General features: G+C 70.8%; 20 protein-coding genes. 15 read left to right on the top strand and 5 right to left on the bottom strand.

Annotated features, from left to right (window positions below; translation table 11 throughout):
* Positions 1-116: 116 nt before the first annotated feature.
* Positions 117-1,865 carry a PHA/PHB synthase family protein gene (locus ACLF3G_RS24640; RefSeq protein ID WP_430672049.1) on the bottom strand — a complete coding sequence of 583 codons (1,749 nt, stop codon included), beginning with the start codon at positions 1,863-1,865 and terminating at the stop codon, positions 117-119.
* A gap of 399 nt (positions 1,866-2,264) precedes the next feature.
* Here ACLF3G_RS24640 and ACLF3G_RS24635 point away from each other — a divergent pair, with 399 nt between their 5' ends.
* From ACLF3G_RS24635 to ACLF3G_RS24600, 8 genes are all read left to right on the top strand, one after another.
* Positions 2,265-2,858 carry a hypothetical protein gene (locus tag ACLF3G_RS24635; protein WP_430672043.1) on the top strand — a complete coding sequence of 198 codons (594 nt, stop codon included), beginning with the start codon at positions 2,265-2,267 and terminating at the stop codon, positions 2,856-2,858.
* Between the two features lie 50 nt (positions 2,859-2,908).
* On the top strand, positions 2,909-4,132 hold the full coding sequence (locus tag ACLF3G_RS24630) for an LL-diaminopimelate aminotransferase (protein WP_430672042.1): 1,224 nt from the start codon (positions 2,909-2,911) through the stop codon (positions 4,130-4,132).
* A gap of 97 nt (positions 4,133-4,229) precedes the next feature.
* Positions 4,230-5,522 carry a homoserine dehydrogenase gene (locus ACLF3G_RS24625; RefSeq protein ID WP_430672041.1) on the top strand — a complete coding sequence of 431 codons (1,293 nt, stop codon included), beginning with the start codon at positions 4,230-4,232 and terminating at the stop codon, positions 5,520-5,522.
* A 36-nt stretch (positions 5,523-5,558) separates the two neighbouring features.
* Positions 5,559-6,107 carry a histidine phosphatase family protein gene (locus ACLF3G_RS24620; RefSeq protein ID WP_430672040.1) on the top strand — a complete coding sequence of 183 codons (549 nt, stop codon included), beginning with the start codon at positions 5,559-5,561 and terminating at the stop codon, positions 6,105-6,107.
* A gap of 106 nt (positions 6,108-6,213) precedes the next feature.
* The gene (gene glpX, locus ACLF3G_RS24615) at positions 6,214-7,236 is read left to right on the top strand and encodes a class II fructose-bisphosphatase (protein WP_430672039.1); all 1,023 of its coding nucleotides are present in this window, start codon (positions 6,214-6,216) and stop codon (positions 7,234-7,236) included.
* Positions 7,233-9,032: a single-stranded-DNA-specific exonuclease RecJ gene (recJ, locus tag ACLF3G_RS24610; protein ID WP_430672038.1), complete on the top strand. Its 1,800-nt coding sequence runs from the start codon at positions 7,233-7,235 to the stop codon at positions 9,030-9,032. The genes glpX and recJ overlap by 4 nt, the downstream gene beginning before the upstream one ends.
* Positions 9,033-9,092: 60 nt before the next feature.
* The gene (locus ACLF3G_RS24605) at positions 9,093-9,392 is read left to right on the top strand and encodes a hypothetical protein (protein WP_430672037.1); all 300 of its coding nucleotides are present in this window, start codon (positions 9,093-9,095) and stop codon (positions 9,390-9,392) included.
* Positions 9,332-9,721 (top strand): hypothetical protein, encoded by a 390-nt coding sequence (locus ACLF3G_RS24600; protein WP_430672036.1) that lies wholly within the window; start codon positions 9,332-9,334, stop codon positions 9,719-9,721. The genes ACLF3G_RS24605 and ACLF3G_RS24600 overlap by 61 nt, the downstream gene beginning before the upstream one ends.
* A 7-nt stretch (positions 9,722-9,728) precedes the next feature.
* Here ACLF3G_RS24600 and ACLF3G_RS24595 read toward each other — a convergent pair whose 3' ends face one another.
* The gene (locus ACLF3G_RS24595; protein WP_430672035.1) at positions 9,729-10,766 is read right to left on the bottom strand and encodes an LLM class flavin-dependent oxidoreductase; all 1,038 of its coding nucleotides are present in this window, start codon (positions 10,764-10,766) and stop codon (positions 9,729-9,731) included.
* 70 nt (positions 10,767-10,836) lie between these two features.
* Between ACLF3G_RS24595 and ACLF3G_RS24590 the strand changes: the two genes are divergently transcribed.
* On the top strand, positions 10,837-11,307 hold the full coding sequence (locus tag ACLF3G_RS24590) for a nucleoside deaminase (protein WP_430672034.1): 471 nt from the start codon (positions 10,837-10,839) through the stop codon (positions 11,305-11,307).
* A gap of 9 nt (positions 11,308-11,316) precedes the next feature.
* Here ACLF3G_RS24590 and ACLF3G_RS24585 read toward each other — a convergent pair whose 3' ends face one another.
* Complete coding sequence (locus ACLF3G_RS24585) at positions 11,317-12,609, bottom strand: DUF445 domain-containing protein (protein ID WP_430672033.1); 1,293 nt, start codon at positions 12,607-12,609, stop codon at positions 11,317-11,319.
* A gap of 212 nt (positions 12,610-12,821) precedes the next feature.
* Here ACLF3G_RS24585 and ACLF3G_RS24580 point away from each other — a divergent pair, with 212 nt between their 5' ends.
* Positions 12,822-13,556 carry a metal ABC transporter ATP-binding protein gene (locus tag ACLF3G_RS24580; RefSeq protein ID WP_430672032.1) on the top strand — a complete coding sequence of 245 codons (735 nt, stop codon included), beginning with the start codon at positions 12,822-12,824 and terminating at the stop codon, positions 13,554-13,556.
* Between the two features lie 3 nt (positions 13,557-13,559).
* On the top strand, positions 13,560-14,423 hold the full coding sequence (locus tag ACLF3G_RS24575) for a metal ABC transporter permease (protein WP_430672031.1): 864 nt from the start codon (positions 13,560-13,562) through the stop codon (positions 14,421-14,423).
* Between the two features lie 5 nt (positions 14,424-14,428).
* Here the strand turns inward: ACLF3G_RS24575 and ACLF3G_RS24570 are convergent, their stop codons facing one another.
* Both ACLF3G_RS24570 and ACLF3G_RS24565 read right to left on the bottom strand, forming a co-directional pair.
* A complete protein-coding gene (locus ACLF3G_RS24570) occupies positions 14,429-14,839 on the bottom strand; it encodes a nuclear transport factor 2 family protein (protein ID WP_430672030.1) in 411 nt (136 codons plus the stop codon).
* Positions 14,840-14,932: 93 nt separating this feature from the next.
* Positions 14,933-15,421: a YqhA family protein gene (locus ACLF3G_RS24565; protein WP_430672029.1), complete on the bottom strand. Its 489-nt coding sequence runs from the start codon at positions 15,419-15,421 to the stop codon at positions 14,933-14,935.
* Between the two features lie 52 nt (positions 15,422-15,473).
* Between ACLF3G_RS24565 and ACLF3G_RS24560 the strand changes: the two genes are divergently transcribed.
* The 4 genes from ACLF3G_RS24560 to ACLF3G_RS24545 all read left to right on the top strand — a co-directional run bounded on the left by ACLF3G_RS24560 (position 15,474) and on the right by ACLF3G_RS24545 (position 19,223).
* A complete protein-coding gene (locus ACLF3G_RS24560) occupies positions 15,474-15,827 on the top strand; it encodes a RidA family protein (protein ID WP_430672048.1) in 354 nt (117 codons plus the stop codon).
* Positions 15,828-16,001: 174 nt separating this feature from the next.
* Positions 16,002-17,063, top strand: a complete 1,062-nt coding sequence (rfbB, locus tag ACLF3G_RS24555; protein ID WP_430672028.1) for a dTDP-glucose 4,6-dehydratase — start codon at positions 16,002-16,004, stop codon at positions 17,061-17,063.
* A gap of 28 nt (positions 17,064-17,091) precedes the next feature.
* A complete protein-coding gene (locus ACLF3G_RS24550; protein WP_430672027.1) occupies positions 17,092-18,078 on the top strand; it encodes an NAD-dependent epimerase/dehydratase family protein in 987 nt (328 codons plus the stop codon).
* A gap of 14 nt (positions 18,079-18,092) precedes the next feature.
* A complete protein-coding gene (locus ACLF3G_RS24545; RefSeq protein ID WP_430672026.1) occupies positions 18,093-19,223 on the top strand; it encodes a DegT/DnrJ/EryC1/StrS family aminotransferase in 1,131 nt (376 codons plus the stop codon).
* Positions 19,224-19,225: the final 2 nt, after the last annotated feature.

The following is a 19,225-nucleotide window of genomic DNA, read 5'->3' as shown; positions in this document are numbered from 1 at the left end:
AAGGTCAGCGGAGTGGTCCTTTCACCGGTCCAAGCGCCCGAACGGGCGCCGCGGCAAATGCCGCGAAGCCAGGCAAACCGGAGGCTTCGGCCCGGCGTTTCGGAGCCCGAACCGGATCAGTCCTTCGCCATCACCTTCACATAGGTCCCCGGCGCGTCGCCCAGCCCCGGATCGGCGGCTTGGCGGGCCGGGACCATCGCCTTGTCCTGCGCCAGGACCCAGCGCTGCCAATCCGGCCACCAGGACCCCGCCAGTTCCGTGGCCCCGGCGAACCATTCATCCGGCTCCGGCGGCAGGCTGGTGTTCACCCAGTGGCTGTACTTGCCCGAATCGGGCGGGTTCACCACGCCGGCGATGTGGCCGGACGCCGCCAGCACGAAGCGGGTCTTGCCACCGTAGATCTGGGTGCCGCGATAGGTGGATTTCCATGGGGCGATGTGGTCCTCCCGCGTCGAGATCATGTAGGTCGGCACCTTGATCTTCCGCAGGTCGAGCGGCACGCCGGCGAGCTCGATCGCACCCGGCTTCACCAGGTCGTTCTGCTGGTACATCCGCCGCAGGTAGAAGCTGTGCATCTTCGCCGGCATGCGGGTGCTGTCGTCGTTCCAGTACAGCAGGTCGAAGGGAAACGGCTCCTGCCCCATCAGGTAGTTGTTCACCACGAAGGACCAGATCAGGTCGTTGGCGCGCAGCATGTTGAAGGTGGTCGCCATCTCCCGGCCCTCGAGAAAGCCCTTCTTCGACATCTTCTCCTCGATGCCGAGCAGCTGTTCCTCGTCGATGAAGACGCCGAGTTCGCCGGCTTCCTCGAAATCCGTCATGGTGACGAAGTAGGTCGCGGTCTTGATCCGCGTGTCGCGCTTGCTGGCCATGTGCGCCAGCGTGCAGGCCAGCAGCGTGCCGCCCAGGCAATAGCCGATGGCGTTGACGGATTTCTCCCCCGTCGCGGCCTCGATTGCCTCCAGCGCCGCATAGGGGCCTTCGAGCATGTAGTCCTCGAACCCCTTGTCGGCGAGCGTCTCGTCCGGGTTGACCCAGGACACCACGAAGACGGTGTGGCCCTGTTCCACCGCCCAGCGGATGAAACTGTTCTTCGGGCGCAGGTCGAGGATGTAGAACTTGTTGATCCAGGGCGGCAGGATCAGCAGCGGCCGCTTCAGCACCTTCTCGGTGGTCGGCGTGTACTGGATCAGCTCCATCAGCGCGTTGCGGAACACCACCTTGCCCGGTGTCACCGCGATATTCTCGCCGACCTTGAACTTGCTGTCGTCGGTCATGCGGATGCGCAGGTTGCCCTTGCCGCGCTCGAGGTCCGCCAGCAGGTTGGACAGGCCCTTCAGCAGGTTCTCGCCACCTGTCTCCGCGGTGCGGCGCAGCACTTCCGGGTTGGTCATCAGGAAGTTGGAGGGGCTCATCGCGTCGACGAATTGCCGCGTGTAGAAATCCACCTTCTGCGCCGTCTTGTTGTCCAGGCCCTCCGCGCCCTGCACCACGTTGGTGAAGTAGCGGGCGGACAACAGGTAGGATTGGCGGATGAAGTCGAAGACCTCGTTCTCCCGCCACGCCTCATGCTTGAAGCGCTTGTCGCCCTTGGGCTCGTGGATCACCGGGTCGGTTGTCTCGCCGCCCATCATCCGGCGCGCGGTGTTCTGCCACAGCGTCAGGTAGTCCTGCCAGAAGCCGATCTGCGCCTGCACCAGACGGGCCGGATTCGCCATCAGGCGGGTGGTCATGTCGAGGAAGGCAGAGCCGATCTGCAACGGGTCCGGCCCGGTGGCGGGCGCGCCATCCGCCTGGCGCTTCAGGAAGTCACCGACGATGCGCTGGCCGCGTTCCGCGACGTCCGCCATGGTGCGGGAGACCATCTCAGGGTCGGGCAGGCGGAAAGCAGCCTTTTCGGGCTCGGCGCGGGCGCCGGTCGCCGCCTGCGCCGCCCTGGCGCGGGCCGAGCGAACATCCTCGGCGGCGGCATCCTGCCCCGCAGTCCTGTCCCGCTGTTCTGAACCCTGATCCTGCGCCATGCGCTTCCTGCCCCGCCCCATGCTGCCGTTCGTCGCCGGTCCGGGTGATCCTTCCCCCCGTTCCGACCGCCCGGGACGCTTTCGCCGGCGGGTGGTTCGGGGTAACCCCCTTGCGCAGACATTGGCGCGAAGGATTGGGAAGCCATGCACCCGCGCGTCGGACGCCACGGGAATTTGCTCGAGAGTAGGGTCCGCAGTCCTGCGGATCAAGCGGCCGGGGCGCTGCGGCGCAACGCAGGCCCGGTGCTGCTGGGCCCGGTGCTTCTGGGCCAGGTGCTGCTGGGCCAGGTGCTGCTGGGGCTGATGCTGGCCGGGTGCAGCGACGGCGTGCCGAGGGACGCCGACCCGCGCATCTGGTGGCGCAACCTGAGCGGCGGCTACCTGGATGGGCGGGAGCCGCCGCCGGGCCGCGACGCGCCCTATCCGAATCTGGCAACCGTGCCGCCGCGGCCGGTGCCACCGGATGCGGCGACGCGGGCCGCCATCACCGAGGCCCTGGCGGCGGACCGCCAGGGCTCGAGCGATGCGCTGATCGTGGCGCCCGTCGGCGCGCCGCAGGCCGGCACTGGCCTGCCCGGGGGCACCCGGCCGCCGGCGCCGCCGCGCCTGGCTGCCGTGCCGCCGATCCGGCTCGACCCGGAGCCGGCGCCTCGCCCCCAGGCCGCGCCGCGCGCGGTGCCGGCAGTGGTCGCGCCGGCCGCCGAGGCCGCGCCACCCCTGGCCGGCCCGCCCGCCGCCCCGGCGCCGAGCCTGCTGGCGCCACCCGCCGCCGCCCCGGACCTGTCCGGCCCACCGCCGGCGCCGGGGTCGGACCTGCTGGCGCCTCGCCGCGACTGAACCCTTGCGCTATCCTCAACACCCGCACCCAGCCCACGGACCCTGAGACCATGACCGAGGAGTTCCACCGCATCCGGCGCCTACCGCCCTACGTCTTCGCCGAGGTCAACTCGGCCAAGGCCAAGGCCCGCGCGGCGGCCGAGGACATCGTGGATCTCGGCATGGGCAATCCGGATTGCCCGACGCCGCCGCACATCGTGGCCAAGCTGGTGGAGGCGGTGGCCGACCCGCGCACGCATCGCTACAGCGCCTCCAAGGGCATCCCCGGACTGCGGAAGGCCCTCGCCGGCTACTACGACCGCCGCTTCAACGTGAAGCTGGATCCCGAGACGGAGGTGGTGGCGACGCTGGGCAGCAAGGAGGGCCTGGCGAACCTGGCCGCGGCCATCACCTCCCCGGGTGATACCATCCTGGTGCCGAACCCGTCCTACCCGATCCACCAGTTCGGCTTCGTGCTCGCCGGTGCTTCCGTGCGGTCGGTGCCCTGCACGCCGGATGACGAGATGCTGGCGGCGCTCGACCGTGCGGTGCGCCATTCCGTGCCGAAGCCGACGGCGCTGATCGTGAATTTCCCGTCGAACCCGACGGCGATGCTGGCGGACCTGTATTTCTACCGGAAGATCGTTGAGTTCGCGCGCAAGCACGAGATCTTCATCCTGTCCGACCTCGCCTATGCCGAAATCTACTTCGGCAGCAACGTGCCGCCTTCCATCCTGGAAGTGCCGGGGGCCAAGGACGTGGCGGTGGAATTCACCTCCATGTCGAAGACCTACAACATGCCGGGCTGGCGCATGGGCTTCGCCGCCGGCAATCCGCGGCTGGTCTCGGCGCTGACGCGGGTGAAGTCCTACCTGGACTATGGTGCCTTCGCGCCGATCCAGATCGCCGCCGCCGCCGCGCTGAACGGGCCACAGGATTGCGTGCAGGAGATGCGCGACCTGTACCGGGAGCGCCGGGACGTGATGGTGAAGGGTTTGGCCAGCGCAGGCTGGAAGGTGCCATCCCCGGAAGGGTCCATGTTCCTCTGGGCGCCGATCCCGGAGCGGTTCGCGCATCTCGGCAGCGTTGATTTCTCGAAGCTGCTGCTGGCCAAGGCGAAGGTCGCCGTGGCGCCCGGCATCGGCTTCGGCGAACACGGCGACGGCCATGTCCGCATTGCCCTGGTCGAGAACAGCCAGCGCATCCGGCAGGCCATGCGTGGTATCCGCAGCTTCCTGGCAGCCGACAATGCCGGCCCGGTGGATGCGCCCGCAGGTGCCGTGGACGCGGCCTAGTTCCTCCCCGACGCACCCCGCCGCGAAAGCCCTCTCCCCCGCCTGGGGGAGACGGTTGGGTGCGGGGGCCGCGCCGCCGTACATGGATGCAACTTTAATGACCAAGCCCCTCTCCATCGCCGTCGCCGGCCTCGGTACCGTCGGTGCCGGCGTCCTCGCGCTGCTGCGCGACAACGCCGCCACCATCACCGCCCGTGCAGGCCGCCCGCTGGCCGTCACTGCCGTATCCGCCCGCGACCGCACGCGCGACCGCGGCGTCTCGCTGTCCGGCCTCCGCTGGTACGAGGATCCGGTGGCGCTGGCGCATGACCCGCATGTGGATGTGGTGGTCGAGGCGATCGGCGGCAGCGAGGGCCAGGCGGCGGCCCTGGTGCGCGCGGCACTGGCAGCCGGCAAGCCGGTGGTCACCGCCAACAAGGCGCTGCTGGCGCTGCACGGCGCCGAACTGGCTGCAACCGCCGAGGCGCAGGGCGTGGCGCTGGGCTTCGAGGCGGCGGTGGCCGGCGGCATCCCGGTGATCAAGGCGATCCGCGAGGGTCTCGCCGCCAACGATATCTCCCGAATCACCGGCATCCTGAACGGCACCTGCAACTACATCCTGACCACGATGCGCGAGCGCGGCCGCGAATTCGCCGAGGCGCTGACCGAGGCGCAGAAGCTCGGCTACGCCGAGGCCGATCCGGCCTTCGACATCGACGGTGTCGATGCCGCGCACAAGCTGGCGATCCTGGCGGCGCTGGCCTTCGGCCGGCCGGTGGATTTCGCCGCCGTGCATGTGGAGGGCATACGGGAGATCTCCGCGCTGGACATCAAGCTGGCGGAGGAACTCGGCTACCGCATCAAGCTGCTCGGCATCGCGCGCCGCACGGATGCCGGGGTCGAGACGCGGGTGCATCCCTGCATGGTGCCGATCGCGCATCCCATCGCCCGCGTCGACGGCGTGTTCAACGCTGTGGTGGCGGAGGGTGATTTCTGCGGCCGCATCGTGCTGGAAGGCCGCGGTGCCGGGGCCGGGCCGACCGCCAGCGCGGTGGTCGCCGACCTGATCGACATCGCCCGCGACCGCCGCACGCCGGTCTGGGGCGTTGCGGGTGCGGCGCTGTCCCAGGTGCCGTCGGTGCCGATGGGCAAGCGGGTCGGCGCCTACTACCTGCGGCTGATGGTGGTGGACCGCCCCGGCGTCATCGCCGACGTCACCGCGGCACTTCGCGACCACCACATCAGCCTGGAATCCATGCTGCAGCGCGGCCGGGCGCCGGGCGAGGCGGTGCCGGTGGTGGTGACGACGCATGATTGCGAGGAGCAGCAGATGCGCGCCGCCATCGCCCGCATCCAGTCGCTGGAGGCGGTGGTGGAAAAGCCGGCGCTGATCCGGATCGAGGCGCTGTAGCTTTACAGCCGCGATGGGGCGGCCAGATGCGGGGGCATGATCCTGCGCCGCATCCTGTTCGCCATCCTCCTGCTCGGCCTTGCCGCCCCAGCCCGGGCGGAGCCCGCCTGGGACGTTCTGCGGGAGGGCGGCATCGTGCTGTTCCGGCATGCCCTGGCGCCGGGCGGCGGCGATCCGCCGGGCATGCGGCTCGGGGATTGCGCGACGCAACGCAACCTGAGCCCGGAGGGGCGCGCCCAGGCGGCGCGGATCGGGCAGGCATTCCGGGAGCGGGGCATCGTGGTGGGCGCCGTGCTCGCCTCCGGCTGGTGCCGGGCGCTGGAGACGGCGGACCTGGCCTTTCCGGGTCGCGCCGCCCGCGAACCCGACTTCGATTCCTTCTTCGCCGACCGCACCGCCGGCCCGGCGCAGACCGAGGCGGCGCGGCGACGGCTGCTGGCCTGGTCCGGCCCGGGGGCGCTGTTCGTCAGCACCCACCAGGTGAACATCACCGCCCTGACTGGCATCTTTCCGGCCTCCGGCGAGGGAATCGTCCTGGACCGGCGCGATGGTGCGTTGGTGGTGGTCGGCCGGATCAGGCCCTGACCGGGCCGCCGGTCACCACCCTGGTACCGCCAAGCCCCTTCCCGCCGGGCCTCGTTCCGGGCAACAAGACCCAGACGAACACGCCCGCCCGGAAGGAACGCCCGCCATGCCCGAGACCGATGCCCAGATGGACCGCCAGGTGCATGTCGACCGCAACCTGGCGCTGGAGCTGGTGCGGGTGACGGAGGCGGCGGGGCTGGCCGCCAGCCGCTGGATGGGCCGTGGCGACAAGAACGCCGCCGACGGCGCGGCGGTGGAGGCCATGCGCCGCGCCTTCGACACCGTCGCCATCTCCGGCACCGTGGTGATCGGCGAGGGTGAAATGGACGAGGCGCCGATGCTTTATATCGGCGAGAAGGTCGGGCTGTATGCCAACGCCCAGGGGCCGAACATCCCGGAGGTCGATATCGCGGTGGACCCGCTGGAGGGCACCACCATCACCGCCAAGGGCGGCCCCAACGCGATGGCCTGCGTTGCGCTGGCGCAGAAGGGCGGCTTCCTGCACGCTCCCGACGTCTACATGGACAAGATCGCGGTCGGACCGGGGCTGCCGGAGGGCGTGGTCCACCTGGATGCCTCGGTGGAGGAAAACCTGGCGAACCTGGCGAAGGCCAAGGGGCGCAGCATCAACGACCTGGTCGTCTGCCTGCTCGATCGCGACCGCCACAAGGAAATCGTCAAGCGCTGCCGCGCCGCCGGCGCCCGCATCATGATGATCCCGGATGGCGACGTCTCCGGCGTGGTGGCGGTGTCCCAGCTGGACACCGGCGTCGACATCTACCTCGGCAGCGGCGGTGCGCCGGAGGGCGTGCTGGCGGCCGCGGCGCTGCGCTGCATCGGCGGCCAGATGCAGGGCCGCCTGATCTTCGAAAGCGAGGACCAGATCCTGCGCGCCAGGGAAATGGGCATCACCGACGCCAGCCGGATCTACTCGATGACCGACATGGCGCAGGGCGACGTGATGTTCGCCGCCACCGGCGTCACCACCGGGCCGATGCTGCGCGGCGTGCGCGACTTCGGGAAGGGTGCCATCACCCATTCGATCGTCATGCGGTCCAAGTCCGGCACGGTCCGCTATGTCGAGGGGCACCACAACTTCGCGCTGAAGCCCGCGGCCTTCGCGGGGTGAGCGAAGCGGCGCTCATCCTGGGGGCACCTGGCGCGGAGGTTGCGCTGGGCGTGCAGCGCAGTGCGCTCGGCCGGCGCTGGATCTGGCGCCAGGGTGACGCGCGCACCGGCCTCGGCATCGCGCAGCGGCTGGAACTGCCGGAACTGGTCGGGCGGCTGCTGGCCGCGCGTGGCGTCGGGGTGGATGCGGCGGCGACGTTCCTGGAGCCGACGCTGCGGGCGCTGATGCCTGACCCCAGCACCCTGCGCGACATGGATGCGGCGGCCGCCCGCCTCGCCGATGCGGCGCAGCGTGGCGAACAGGTGGTGGTCTATGGCGACTACGATGTGGACGGGGCGTGCTCCGGCGCGCTGACCGTGCGCTTCCTGCGCGAACTCGGCGCGCAGGTGGTGCACTACGTGCCGGACCGGCTTTCCGAAGGCTACGGCCCCAACGCCGCTGCCATTGCGAAGCTGTGCGAGCGCGGCGCCACGCTGATCGTGACCGTGGATTGCGGTATCGCGGCGGAGGTGGCGCTGGAGGCGGCGGCGGGCCGCGCCGACATCGTCATCCTGGACCACCACAAGGCGGAAGGCCCGGTGCCACGGGTGCGGGCGGCGGTGAACCCGAACCGGCTGGATTGCAGCAGCGGCCTCGGCCATTTGTGCGCCGCCGGAGTCGCTTTCCTTGCCGCCGTCGCCACGGTGCGGGAGATGCGGCGGCGCGGCGCTTTCGCGACCCGCCCCGAGCCGAAGCTGCTGGAGTTGCTGGACCTGGTGGCGCTGGCGACCGTCTGCGACGTGATGCCGCTGGTCGGGCTGAACCGGGCGCTGGTGGCGCAGGGGCTGAAGGTGATGGCGCGGCGTGGCCGGGCCGGCATCGCCGCGCTGCTGGAAGTCGCGATGGCAAAGGACGCGCCGACGGCGCACACGCTGGGCTTCCTGCTCGGCCCGCGCATCAACGCGTCCGGCCGCATCGACGAGAGCGACCTCGGCCTGCGGCTGCTGCTGGAGGACGACCCGCTGGAGGCGCGCGCCATGGCGGAGCGACTCGATGCCGTGAACAAGCGCCGGCAGGAGGTGGAGGCGGATGTGCTGGCCGCGGCGCTCGCCGAATGCGAACGCCAGGCGCTGCACGGCCACCCGGTGCTGCTCGTGGTTGGCGAGGGCTGGCATCCCGGCGTGGTCGGCATTGTCGCCGGCCGGATGAAGGAGAAGTACAACCGCCCGGCCTGCGTCGCCGGCGCGGCGGCGGGCATCGCCAAGGGCTCCGGGCGCTCTGTCGCCGGGGTCGACCTCGGCGCCGCCATCATCGCGGCACGCCAGGCGGGGCTGCTGGAGACCGGTGGCGGGCACGCCATGGCGGCGGGATTTTCCTTCAAGGTGGCGCGGGAAGGGGAGTTTCATTCGTTCCTGGACGAGCGCCTGTCGCATGCGGCGGACCTGCCGGGGGCGGCGGATCTGGCGGTGGAGGGTGCGCTCGCGGTGCAGGGTGCGACGGTGGACGTCGCGTCCCAGATCGCGCGGCTGGCGCCCTTCGGGGCGGGCAACGAGGAACCTGTCTTCGTCGTCTCCCGTGCCCGGGTGGTGCGGGCGGACCGGGTGGGGAAGGAGGGCGGCACGATCCGCGCCTTCCTGGAAGGCGAGGGCGGCGGCGGCCGGCTGAAGGCGATCTGTTTCCGGGCGAAGGAAGGCCCGCTGGCAGCGGCGCTGCTGGGCGGCGGCTCGCTGCACCTGGCGGGGCATCTGCGGGCGGAAAGCTGGAACGACAGCGTGACGGCCAGCTTCCATGTGGTGGACGCCGCCCCGGTTGCGTGAAACCGGGCGGTAACAATGCCGGCCTTGAATGGCAGCCCCGCGGGGGCAACATCACGTCCCATGGAAACGCACCGATCCCCGCCCGTCCTCGACATGACGCCCGAGGGCGATTTCCGCCAGCCGCCGACCCCGCCGCGTCCCGGCAAGCTGGACCGCTTCCTGGGCCGCGTCGGCGGCGTGGCGATCCTGGTGGCGCTGGTCGCCGGCGGGCTGCTGCTGGCTTCGCTGGCCGTGGTGTTCGTCGGGTTGATCCTGCCGGTGCTGCTGGTGGCCGGGCTGATCGGCGCCGGGTCGCTGTGGTGGCGCATGCGCCGGGCGAAGCAGCAGGGCCGGCCTGTCTTCGTCGTGATGCGCCGCTGACGCGGGCGCCGTTCCGGGTCCAACCGGCCCGGCTCTACGAGGTTTCCGCGCGCGGCACGGCCTGGACCGAGGGTGACCCGGCCGAGGCCGCCGCGCGCCTGCGCCGGATGCGCTGGCTGTTCGGCATCGGCATCGTGGTGAACACGTTGACCTGGACGGCGGCCGGCGCGGCGCTGGTGGTGGGCGGCCAAGCCTGGGGCGCCGGCTTTGGGCTGCTGGCTGTGCTGACGGCGCCGCTGCTGGCCTTGCCGGCCTTGTCCGAGGCGGCGGCGCGGCACCGCGCGCGGCGGTCGCATCGGAACCGCCCGACCAATTTTCCGATGCGGTAGGGTCTCGTCAGGCGGCCGCCGCCATTGGCAGCGCGGCGTGTGCCTCCGCCAGCAGCCGGTAGGAGTCGCGGCGCGCCTCGGCATCGTGGCAGGGCGTTAGCACCGCGACCTCCTCCACTCCCTGCGCCGCGGCCATCTCCCGCAGCCGGGCCACCACCTGTTCCGGGGCGCCGACCAGGGCGCGGGCGCGCATGCGCTCGATGCGGGCGAGGTCGTCCGGCGTGTAGGGGTAGGCCTCGGCCTCCTCCAGGCTCGGCAGCGGCGGGTAGATGCCGCGGTCGCGCGACAGGCGCCAAAGGGCGCGGGACTGGAACTGGCGGATCGCCTCGGCTTCGGTCGAGGCGGTCAGGGCGAAGACGGCCAACGCACCCTTCGGCGCGGCGAGGCGGCCTGGCATGGCGGGATGCGGGCGGAAGCCTTCGCGGTACAGCGCCATGGCCTCCGCGCTGCCGCGGCCATCGGTGATGAAGTGGGCGAAGCAGTAGGGCAGGCCGAAATAGGCGGCGAGCTGCGCGCCGAAATCGGAACTGCCGAGGATCCAGACCTCCGGCCGCGTCGGGATCGCCGGGTTGGCGGTGACCATGCGGAAGGGGTGGCTTTCCGGCAGGCTATCGCCGAGCCAGCCCATCAGGTCCTGCACCAGTTGCGGGAAGCGGTCGGCCGCCTGCGCCGCATCCGGGTTCAGCGCATAGGCGGTGCGGCCATCCGAGCCCGGGGCGCGGCCGACGCCGAGGTCGATGCGGCCGGGCGCGATCGCCTCCAGCACCCGGAACTGCTCGGCGATCTTCAGGGCGGAGTAGTGCGGCAGCATGATGCCGGCCGTGCCGATTCGGATCCGCTGCGTGGTGGCGGCGATGGCGGCGACCAGGATTTCGGGCGCGGTGCCGGCATGGGAGGCGCTGTTGTGGTGTTCCGCCAGCCAGTAGCGGCGGTAGCCCCATTCATCAGCGAGCTTCGCCAGCGCCAGCGTTTCCCGGATCGCCTCGTCGGCGCCGCGGCCGGAGGCGATGGTGGACTGGTCGAGAATGGACAGGCTGAGCGGCATGATGGACCCTCCGAACCACCAAGGTGGGGCCTTCGCCCCATCGCGTCGAGGCTTTGGGTCGAGGTTCCGGATGACAGACGAGGACTTCATGCGCCACGCCATCGAGCTGTCCCGCCAGGGGATGGCGGATGGCGCCGGCGGGCCATTCGGCGCGGTGGTGGTACTGGACGGGCGGGTGGTGGCGGAGGGGTGGAACCAGGTCACCTCCACCAATGATCCGACCGCGCATGCGGAGGTGGTGGCGATCCGGCGGGCCTGCACCGCACTCGGGCGCTTCGACCTGCGCGGGGCCACGGTCTACACGAGCTGCGAGCCCTGCCCGATGTGCCTGGCGGCGCTGTACTGGTCGCGCTGCGACGCGGTGGTCTACGCGAATGACCGACAGCAGGCGGCGGCGATCGGCTTCGACGATGAGTTTCTGTACCGGGAAGTCGCAAAACCGATCGCAGCGCGCAGCTTGTCGATGAAGCGGCTGCTGGGGGCGGAGGCGGCGGAGGTTTTCGTCGAGTGGACCGAAAAGGCGGACCGCGTGGCCTACTGACGGGCGGACCTACCCCGCCACCCGCCCGAACACCGCCGTCAGCACCGCATACAGCACCCCGCCCACCAGGAAGCCTACCAGCGTCCCGTTCATCCGGACATACTGAAGGTCCTTGCCGACCCGCAGCTCGATCTTCTCCGTCACCGTCGCAGTATCCCAGTTCCGCACCACCCCCGCGATGAACTCCGAAAGTTGGCTGCGGGCGCGCGGCAGCAGGGCGATGAGGGCGCGTTCGGCGCCGCGGTTCAGGCGCAGGCGGGCGGCCTCGTCGCCCTCCAGCATGCTGCCGATATTGGCCAGCGCGGATTGCAGCGCCTGCACGGTGCGGCCGTTGGGGTTGGTGGCGTCGGCTTCCAGCGCGGTGCGCAGGCGGCCCCAGATGTCCATCAGCCAGCCGGCGACGGCGGGGTGGGCCACGGCCTCCCGCAGCGCGCGGCCGACGGCGGCGGCGCGTTCCGGGTCGGTTTCCAGCCGGTGGATCTCGGCACGGATCCAGGCCTCGAAGGCAGCGCGCAGGTCGCTGTCGCCGGGCTGCACGCGGTCCAGCTCCGCGTTCAGGGCGGACAGCACGCGGCGCGCGATGCCGGCACCGGCGAACCAGCCGACCAGGGCGCCGCCTTCCGCCCGCACCCGTGCGGCGATGGCGGCCTGCAACTGGTCCTCCTTCGCCGCCAGCACGGCCTTGAGCTGGCCGACGGCGAGGTCGAACACCTCCTGGTGCCGGCCGCCCTCGATCAGCGCTGTCATGGCACGGGCCAGGACGCGGGCGGCGCCGGGGCCGCCGGCTAGGCGCGGCAGCAGGCGGGCGAGCAGGCGCCGGGCGCGGCCATCCTCCAGGCTCGCCAGGATGCGGGGCAGCGAATTGGCCAGCGCCGCGGCGGCCGGCTGCACCGCCTCGGGGTCCGAGAAGAAGTCGCCCAGCACCCGGGCGAGATCCACCTTGGACAGCACCCGCGAGACCTCGGCCTCGGTGAAGACGTGGTTGGCGACGAAGCGGCCGAGCCCGGCGCCCAGCCGTTCCTTCTGCATCGGGATGATGGCGGTGTGCGGGATGGGCAGGCCGAGCGGGTGGCGGAACAGGGCCGTCACCGCGAACCAGTCGGCGATGCCGCCGACCACGCCGGCCTTGGCGGCGGCCTGCAACAGATCCGTGCCGTAGCCCGGCGGCAGGGCGTAGCTGCCCAGCAGCAGGCCGCCCATGCCGGCCAGCAGGCCGGTGGCAGCGGTACGGTGGCGGCGGAGGCCCCGGCGCAGGGCGTCGTCGGGGTCGAGTGGCGAGGGGGGAGGGGGGCTGTCCTGCATCAGGCGCGCAGGTAGTCCGCCGGGAGGGCTTTGCCCAGCACCTTCTCAACCGCTATAGGGATGCGACGTTATAAGGTAACCATGCGCATTCCGCTCTCTGATCCCCTCGCCCTGTCCTCCGGTGCCGGCGCCCGGCTTTTGCTGGCGCTCGGCGTGCTGGCGGGGCTGTGGGCGGCCGTTGCCTGGGCGTTGGCGGCATGAGGGGGCCTGGTTTGAGGGGACCGGCGGTCGAGCTTGCCGACCTGACGGCGACGCATCAGCGGCATCCGGCGGTGCATCACGTCTCCGCAAGCTTCGCTCCGGGTAGCCTGGCAGCGATCGTCGGGCCGAACGGGGCGGGCAAGACCACGCTGCTGCGCACCATCGCCGGGCTGCACAAGGTGGATGAAGGGCGGGTCGCCATTTCCGGCGTGAAGCCGCGCATCGCCCTGCTGCCGCAGCAATCCGGCATGGACCGGGGCTTTCCGATCCTGTGCCTGGATGTGGTGCTGCAGGGGCTGTGGTCCCGGCTCGGCGCCTTCCGCGGCACCGGCGCGGCGGACCGCGACCGGGCGCTGGCGGCGCTGGAGGCGGTGGGGTTGGGCGGATTTGCCCGACGCCCGGTCGGGGCGATGTCCGCCGGGCAGTTCCAGCGGCTGCTGTTCGCCCGGCTGCTGGTGCAGGACGCCGACCTGATCCTGCTGGATGAGCCGTTCAACGCCGTCGATGCCCGCACCGCCGCGGACCTGTTGGCCGTGCTGCGGCGCTGGCATGGCGAGGGCCGCACCGTGCTGGCGGTGCTGCACGACCTCGACCTGGTGCAGCGCGAATTCCCCGACTGCCTGCTGCTGGCGCGGGAGGCGATCGCCTGTGGACCGACGGCGGAGGTGCTGTCCGCCAGCAACCGCCTGCGCGCCCGCATGATGGCCGAGGCCTGGGACGAAGCCGCCCCCGCCTGCGCTGCCTGAGCCATGGATTGGCTGTTCGGCCCGTTCGTGGAATTCGGCTTCATGCGCCGGGCGCTGGTGGGCTGCCTGGCGCTGGCCGTGGCGGCGCCGCTGCTCGGCGTGTTCCTGATGCTGCGGCGCACCTCCCTGACGGCCGAGGTCCTGGCGCATGGTGTGACGCCGGGGATCGCGGCGGGGTTTCTCATCGCTGGGCTGTCGGTGCCGGCCATGTCGCTCGGTGGGCTGGTCGCAGGCCTGGCGGTGGCCGTGGGCGCCGGGGCGCTGTCGCGCGCGACGGGAGGCCGGGAGGATGCCTCCCTGACGGCGCTATACCTCATCGCGCTCGCGCTCGGCGTCACGCTGGTGTCGCTGCGCGGCGATACGGCGGACCTCACGCATCTGCTGTTCGGCCAGGTTCTCGGGGTGGATGATCCGGCGCTGCTGCTGATGGCGGGGGTGGCCACGCTGACCCTGCCGCTGCTGGCGCTGGCGTGGCGGCCGCTGGCGCTGGAATGCTTCGACCCGGGCTTCGCGCAGGCCGAGGGTGTGCGCGGCGGGCTGTGGCACGCGCTGTTCCTGGTGCTGGTGGTGCTGAACGTACTGGCCGCCTTCCAGGCCATGGGCACGCTGATGGCGGTGGGGCTGATGATGCTGCCGGCGGTGGCGTCGCGGCATTGGGCGCGGGAATTGTCTGGCCTGGCCTATGCCTCGGTCGGGCTGGCGGTGCTGTCCGCCGTGTTCGGGCTGCTGGCGAGCTACCACCTGGACCTGCCCTCCGGCCCCGCCATCGTGCTGACCGCGGGGGTGCTGTGGGTGGTGTCCGTGGTCGCGGGGCCGGTCGATGGGCTGCTGGTGCGCTGGCTGGCCCGGCCGCATCTGGCAGGCTGAGGCGTTCAGGCGGGTTGGGCTACGTCCCAATGTTCGGCGATGCGGCCATCGGTGACCCGGAAGACATCCACGATCGTGCTGCCGGCGGCGTCCGGCGCCGGAATCGCATGGACCTGCAACCAGACCAGGTCGCCCTCTGCCGCGCTGCGGACGATCCGGCTGCGTGCCTCGGGTCCCGTCGCGAGGATGCGGTTGAACAGGGTGGCGAATCGGGCGCGGCCATCCTCGGCCAGCAGGCGCCGGACCACGCCGAAGTCGCGGTGGATGAACGCGCCCTCATAGAATTCCACGACGAGCCGCCGGTTGCGTTCCTCCTGCACCGGGTCGCGGCCGGGCGCTGCGGCCTGGGCACGGGTGCCGGGGGCGGCGAGCAGGAAGGCCAGGGTGGCGAAGGCGGCGCGGCGGGGAAGGGTCATCACGAAAGGCTCCGGGCCAAGGGGCCCTGACCAATCGGTAGCATGGTCCAGCCCGCGTGCAGCGTAGCGCCGCGTGACCAATCGTAACGTCGCCTATTTCTTGGTCAGCCGGTCGAGCACGCCAAGCGCCACCGCGCCGGCCAGGAACATGCCGTGGATCGCCAGGCCCCACATCACCGCGCGGTCGTCGTAGTTGCCGATCTCCATGAAGATCTGCAGCAGGTGGATGGAGGAGATGGCAATGAGTGCCGAGGCCAGCTTGATCTTGAGGTTGCCGCGATCGATGTTCGCGACCCAGTTCACCCCCTCCGCATCCTCATGCCGGCCGAGGCGCGACACCAGGCTGTCGTAGGAGGAGATCATCACGGTGACGACCAGGGATGCGACCAGCGCCGCATCCAGCAGGTGCAGCAGCCCGAGCAGTTGCTGGTTGTCCGACCCGTCCAGCGCATTGCCGGCGTATTTCCAGAGCTTGACCACGAAGCCCACGCCGTAGATCGCCAGCGCGACCGCCAGGCCGAGGAAGAACAGCACCAGCATATGGCGGCTGGCGAGGATGGCTTTGTCGATGATGGACTGCATGTCACGCTCCACGATCGGCACGATTTGCCCCGTTGCGGGGCCGGAGGAAAGCATGACGATTCGTCGCATCGCGGAGGAACAGCGCCTGTCGGGCGCGGTGGTCGGGGGCGGGCTGGTCTGGCTGGCCGGGCAGGTGGCGGATGATCCCTCATTGGATGCCGAGGGCCAGACGGCGGACATCCTGGCGCAGATCGATGCGCTGCTGGCGGAGGCGGGGACGGACAAGCGGGCGCTGCTGAGCGTCACCATCGTGCTGGCGGATATCCGCGACGCGCCGGCGATGAACCGGGCCTGGGATGCGTGGCTGGATGCCGCGGCCAAGCCGGCGCGGATGACGATCGAGGCGGCGCTGGTCGATCCGCGCTGGAGGGTGGAGATCACCGGGGTGGCGCAGGCGCCGGGCTGAAGCATTTCAAGTCCGGCGTGCAACACGCCGCACGAGTCGGAAAACGCGCTCAACAGATCCCCCTCGACCGCGGCGGCCGGGGCAGGCATTTAGCGGGCAGCCTTGCCAGTGCCCGAGGGTGGCCGCGCGGCCGCCGCAATCGAGCGCAACAATTGCGACGAACGAGGAGTGCGCATGAACATCCTGCTGACCGGCGGCCTGGGTTTCATCGGTTCGGCCGTGGTCCGCCGCCTGATCGCCACCACGGATCATGTGGTGGTGAACGTGGACAAGGAGACCTACGCGGCGAGCCACGAGGCGCTGGACGGCGCGCGCGGCCATGCCCGCCATGTCCATGTGAAGGCCGACATCTGCGATGCGGAGGCGATGTCCGCGGTGCTCGCGCAATGGCAGCCGGAGGTGGTGATGCACCTGGCCGCCGAGAGCCATGTCGACCGCAGCATCGATGGCCCGGCCGAGTTCATCCGCACCAACGTGGTCGGCACCCAGGTGCTGCTGGAGGCGGCGCGGGCCTACTGGTCCGCCCTGCCGGAGGCCGCGAAGGCCAGGTTCCGGTTCCACCACATCTCGACCGACGAGGTGTTCGGCAGCCTGGAATCGGCGGAGGACAAGCCGTTCGACGAGCACACGCCGTACGACCCGCGCAGCCCCTATAGCGCGTCCAAGGCAGCGTCCGACCATCTGGTGCGGGCCTGGCAGCATACCTACGGGTTTCCGTCCTTCGTCTCCAACACCACGAACAACTACGGGCCGTGGCAATTTCCGGAGAAGCTGATCCCGCTGGTGTCGCTGAACGCGCTGCACGGGCAGCCACTGCCGGTGTACGGCGACGGGTCCAACATCCGCGACTGGATCCATGTGGAGGATCATGCGGAGGCGCTGTGCCTCGCCGCGCTGCACGCCGGCAAGCCCGGCGGCACCTACTGCATCGGGCCGCGGCAGGAACGCAGCAACCTTCAGGTCGTGCGCGCCATCTGCGCCGTGCTGGACCGGCTGCGGCCGGACCCGGCGGGGTCGCGGGAGCGGCTGATCACCTATGTGAAGGACCGGCCCGGCCACGATTTCCGCTACGCCATGGACCCGTCCGGCGCCGAAAAGGTCCTGGGCTGGACGGCGAAGTATGATTTCGAGAGCGGGCTGGAACACACGCTGCGCTGGTACCTGGACCACGAGGCCTGGTGGGGACCGATCCGGGCTGCGCGCTATTCCGGGCAGCGGCTCGGCAAGTCTGGCTAGACAAGACCGGCTAGGAAAGCAGAAGACCATGGACGGCTGGCGCGGCAAGCGCGTGTTGGTGACGGGCGGGGCGGGGTTCCTCGGCAGCGGGTTGTGCCATGCCCTGGCCGCGGAAGGCGCGCGCGTCGTCGCGCTGGACGTGATGGAGCCGGAGGGTGGCGCCAGCCCGCTGAACCTGGAGGGCAGCAACGTCATGCTGGTGCGCGGCGACATCCGCGACGCCGAACTGCACAGCCTGTGCCAGGGCATCGACGTGCTGTTCAACATGGCGGCGCAGACCAGCCACATGGGCGGCCAGCGCGACCCGGTCTCCGACATCGCGATCAACGCCGTGGCGCAGGTGCGGCTGATCGGCGTGATGCGGGAGGCGGCGCCGAAGGCGACCGTCGTGCATGCCTCCACAAGGCAGTTCTACGGCCGGCCGCAATACCTGCCGGTGGATGAGAAGCACACGGTGAACCCGCCGGACGCCAATGGCGTGTCGAAATGGGCCGGCGAACAGTACTGGCTGCTGGAGAACCGCGTGCATGGCCGCCCGGTGGTCTCCCTGCGGCTGACCAATTGCTACGGGCCGCGGCTGCGCATCAAGGATGCCAAGCAGACCTTCCTCGGCATCTGGATCCGCCGGGTGCTGGAGGGCGAGCCCTTCGAGGTCTGGGGCGGCGAGCAGCTGCGCGACCTGACCTACCTGGACGACGTGACCGACGCTTTCCTGCGCGCCGGCCTGCAGGCGAGCCGGCCGGAGGTGAATGGCCGCGTCTTCAACATCGGCGGCCCGCCGCCACTTTCGCTGACGGAACTGGCGGAGCGGCTGATCGCGGCCAATGGCGGCCAGGGCAGCTACGTGACCAGGACCTTCCCGGCGGACCGGGCGCAGATCGACATCGGCAGCTATGCCGCCGATGACCGTGCCTTCCGCGCCGCCACCGGCTGGTGGCCGCGCGTCGATGTGGATGAAGGGCTGCGTCGGTCGCTGGAATGGTACCGGCCGCGCCTTGCCGAATACGTGGCCTGAGGGAGGGCCGACAGATGAACGCGACCACCATCACCGTGCCGCAGGCCGACCCCGGCGCCGGCTACCGCGCCCATAAGGCGGAGATCGACGCCGCGGCGCTGCGCGCGCTCGGCTCCGGCTGGTACATCCTGGGCCAGGAAGGCGCTGCCTTCGAGAAGGAGTTTGCTGCCTGGCAGGGCGCGGCCCGCGCCGTCGGCTGCGCCAATGGCACGGACGCCCTGATGCTGACCCTGCGCGGCATGGGCATCGGCGCGGGCTGCACCGTCGTCACCGTGTCCCACACCGCGGTAGCCACCGTGGCGGCCATCGAGATGACGGGCGCGACCCCGCTGCTGGTCGATATCGACCCGGACACCATGACGATGGACCCGGACGAGCTTGTCGCGGTCCTGAACGACCCGCCGCCCGGCCTGCCGCCGATCCGCGCGATCATCCCGGTGCATCTGTACGGTCAGTCCTGTGACCTCGAACCCATGCTGGCGGCCTGCCGCGAGCACGGTGTGATGGTGATCGAGGATTGCTCGCAGGCGCATGGCGCGACGCTGGGCGGGCGCAAGGTCGGCACGATGGGGGATGCGGCGTGCTTTTCGCTGTACCCGACCAAGAACCTGGGCGCGCTCGGCGATGGCGGCGTGATGTCGACCGATGACGCGGCGCTGGCCGACCGCATCGGCGCCATCCGGCAATATGGCTGGAAGGAGCGCTACATCAGCGACACTGTCGGCGTGAACAGCCGGCTGGACGAGGTGCAGGCGGCCATCCTGCGGGTGCGGCTGACACATCTGGACGCCGCCAATGCGCGGCGTGGAGAAATCGCGGCACGCTACGACGCTGCGCTGGCCGATGGGCCCTATACGCCGCCGGTACGCCGGGCCGAGGCCGGCCATGTGTTCCACCAGTATGTGCTGCGCGTGACGGACCGCGCCGGGCTGATGGCGCGGCTGCGGGCGGAGGGGGTGGCGACCGCCATCCACTACCCGGCGCCGGTGCACCTGCAGCCGGCCTATCGCGGCCGCACGCCACTCGGCCCGGCCGGCTGCGCCGAGACGGCGCGGGCGGCGGGGGAGGTGATGAGCCTGCCGATGTTCCCGGAACTGACCGAGGCGCAGATCGACCACGTCTGCCGGGTACTGCGCGCGCTTTAGCG

It is taken from the genome of Falsiroseomonas sp. HC035, assembly GCF_050563525.1.
GTDB lineage: Bacteria > Pseudomonadota > Alphaproteobacteria > Acetobacterales > Acetobacteraceae > Falsiroseomonas.
Note: the sequence above shows the minus strand (reverse complement) of the source record. Positions and strands in the feature narration are given on the sequence as shown.

Bases quoted from the DNA above. Each gene is read 5' to 3' on its own strand.
- ACLF3G_RS24640 (WP_430672049.1), bottom strand. From the start codon at position 1,865: ATGGTCTCCCGCACCATGGCGGACGTCGCGGAACGCGGCCAGCGCATC.
- ACLF3G_RS24630 (WP_430672042.1), top strand. From the start codon at position 2,909: ATGACCGAGGAGTTCCACCGCATCCGGCGCCTACCGCCCTACGTCTTC.
- ACLF3G_RS24625 (WP_430672041.1), top strand. From the start codon at position 4,230: ATGACCAAGCCCCTCTCCATCGCCGTCGCCGGCCTCGGTACCGTCGGT.
- ACLF3G_RS24620 (WP_430672040.1), top strand. From the start codon at position 5,559: ATGATCCTGCGCCGCATCCTGTTCGCCATCCTCCTGCTCGGCCTTGCC.
- glpX (WP_430672039.1), top strand. From the start codon at position 6,214: ATGCCCGAGACCGATGCCCAGATGGACCGCCAGGTGCATGTCGACCGC.
- ACLF3G_RS24605 (WP_430672037.1), top strand. From the start codon at position 9,093: ATGGAAACGCACCGATCCCCGCCCGTCCTCGACATGACGCCCGAGGGC.
- ACLF3G_RS24595 (WP_430672035.1), bottom strand. From the start codon at position 10,766: ATGCCGCTCAGCCTGTCCATTCTCGACCAGTCCACCATCGCCTCCGGC.
- ACLF3G_RS24590 (WP_430672034.1), top strand. From the start codon at position 10,837: ATGACAGACGAGGACTTCATGCGCCACGCCATCGAGCTGTCCCGCCAG.
- ACLF3G_RS24585 (WP_430672033.1), bottom strand. From the start codon at position 12,609: ATGCAGGACAGCCCCCCTCCCCCCTCGCCACTCGACCCCGACGACGCC.
- ACLF3G_RS24575 (WP_430672031.1), top strand. From the start codon at position 13,560: ATGGATTGGCTGTTCGGCCCGTTCGTGGAATTCGGCTTCATGCGCCGG.
- ACLF3G_RS24570 (WP_430672030.1), bottom strand. From the start codon at position 14,839: ATGACCCTTCCCCGCCGCGCCGCCTTCGCCACCCTGGCCTTCCTGCTC.
- ACLF3G_RS24565 (WP_430672029.1), bottom strand. From the start codon at position 15,421: ATGCAGTCCATCATCGACAAAGCCATCCTCGCCAGCCGCCATATGCTG.
- ACLF3G_RS24560 (WP_430672048.1), top strand. From the start codon at position 15,474: ATGACGATTCGTCGCATCGCGGAGGAACAGCGCCTGTCGGGCGCGGTG.
- rfbB (WP_430672028.1), top strand. From the start codon at position 16,002: ATGAACATCCTGCTGACCGGCGGCCTGGGTTTCATCGGTTCGGCCGTG.
- ACLF3G_RS24550 (WP_430672027.1), top strand. From the start codon at position 17,092: ATGGACGGCTGGCGCGGCAAGCGCGTGTTGGTGACGGGCGGGGCGGGG.
- ACLF3G_RS24545 (WP_430672026.1), top strand. From the start codon at position 18,093: ATGAACGCGACCACCATCACCGTGCCGCAGGCCGACCCCGGCGCCGGC.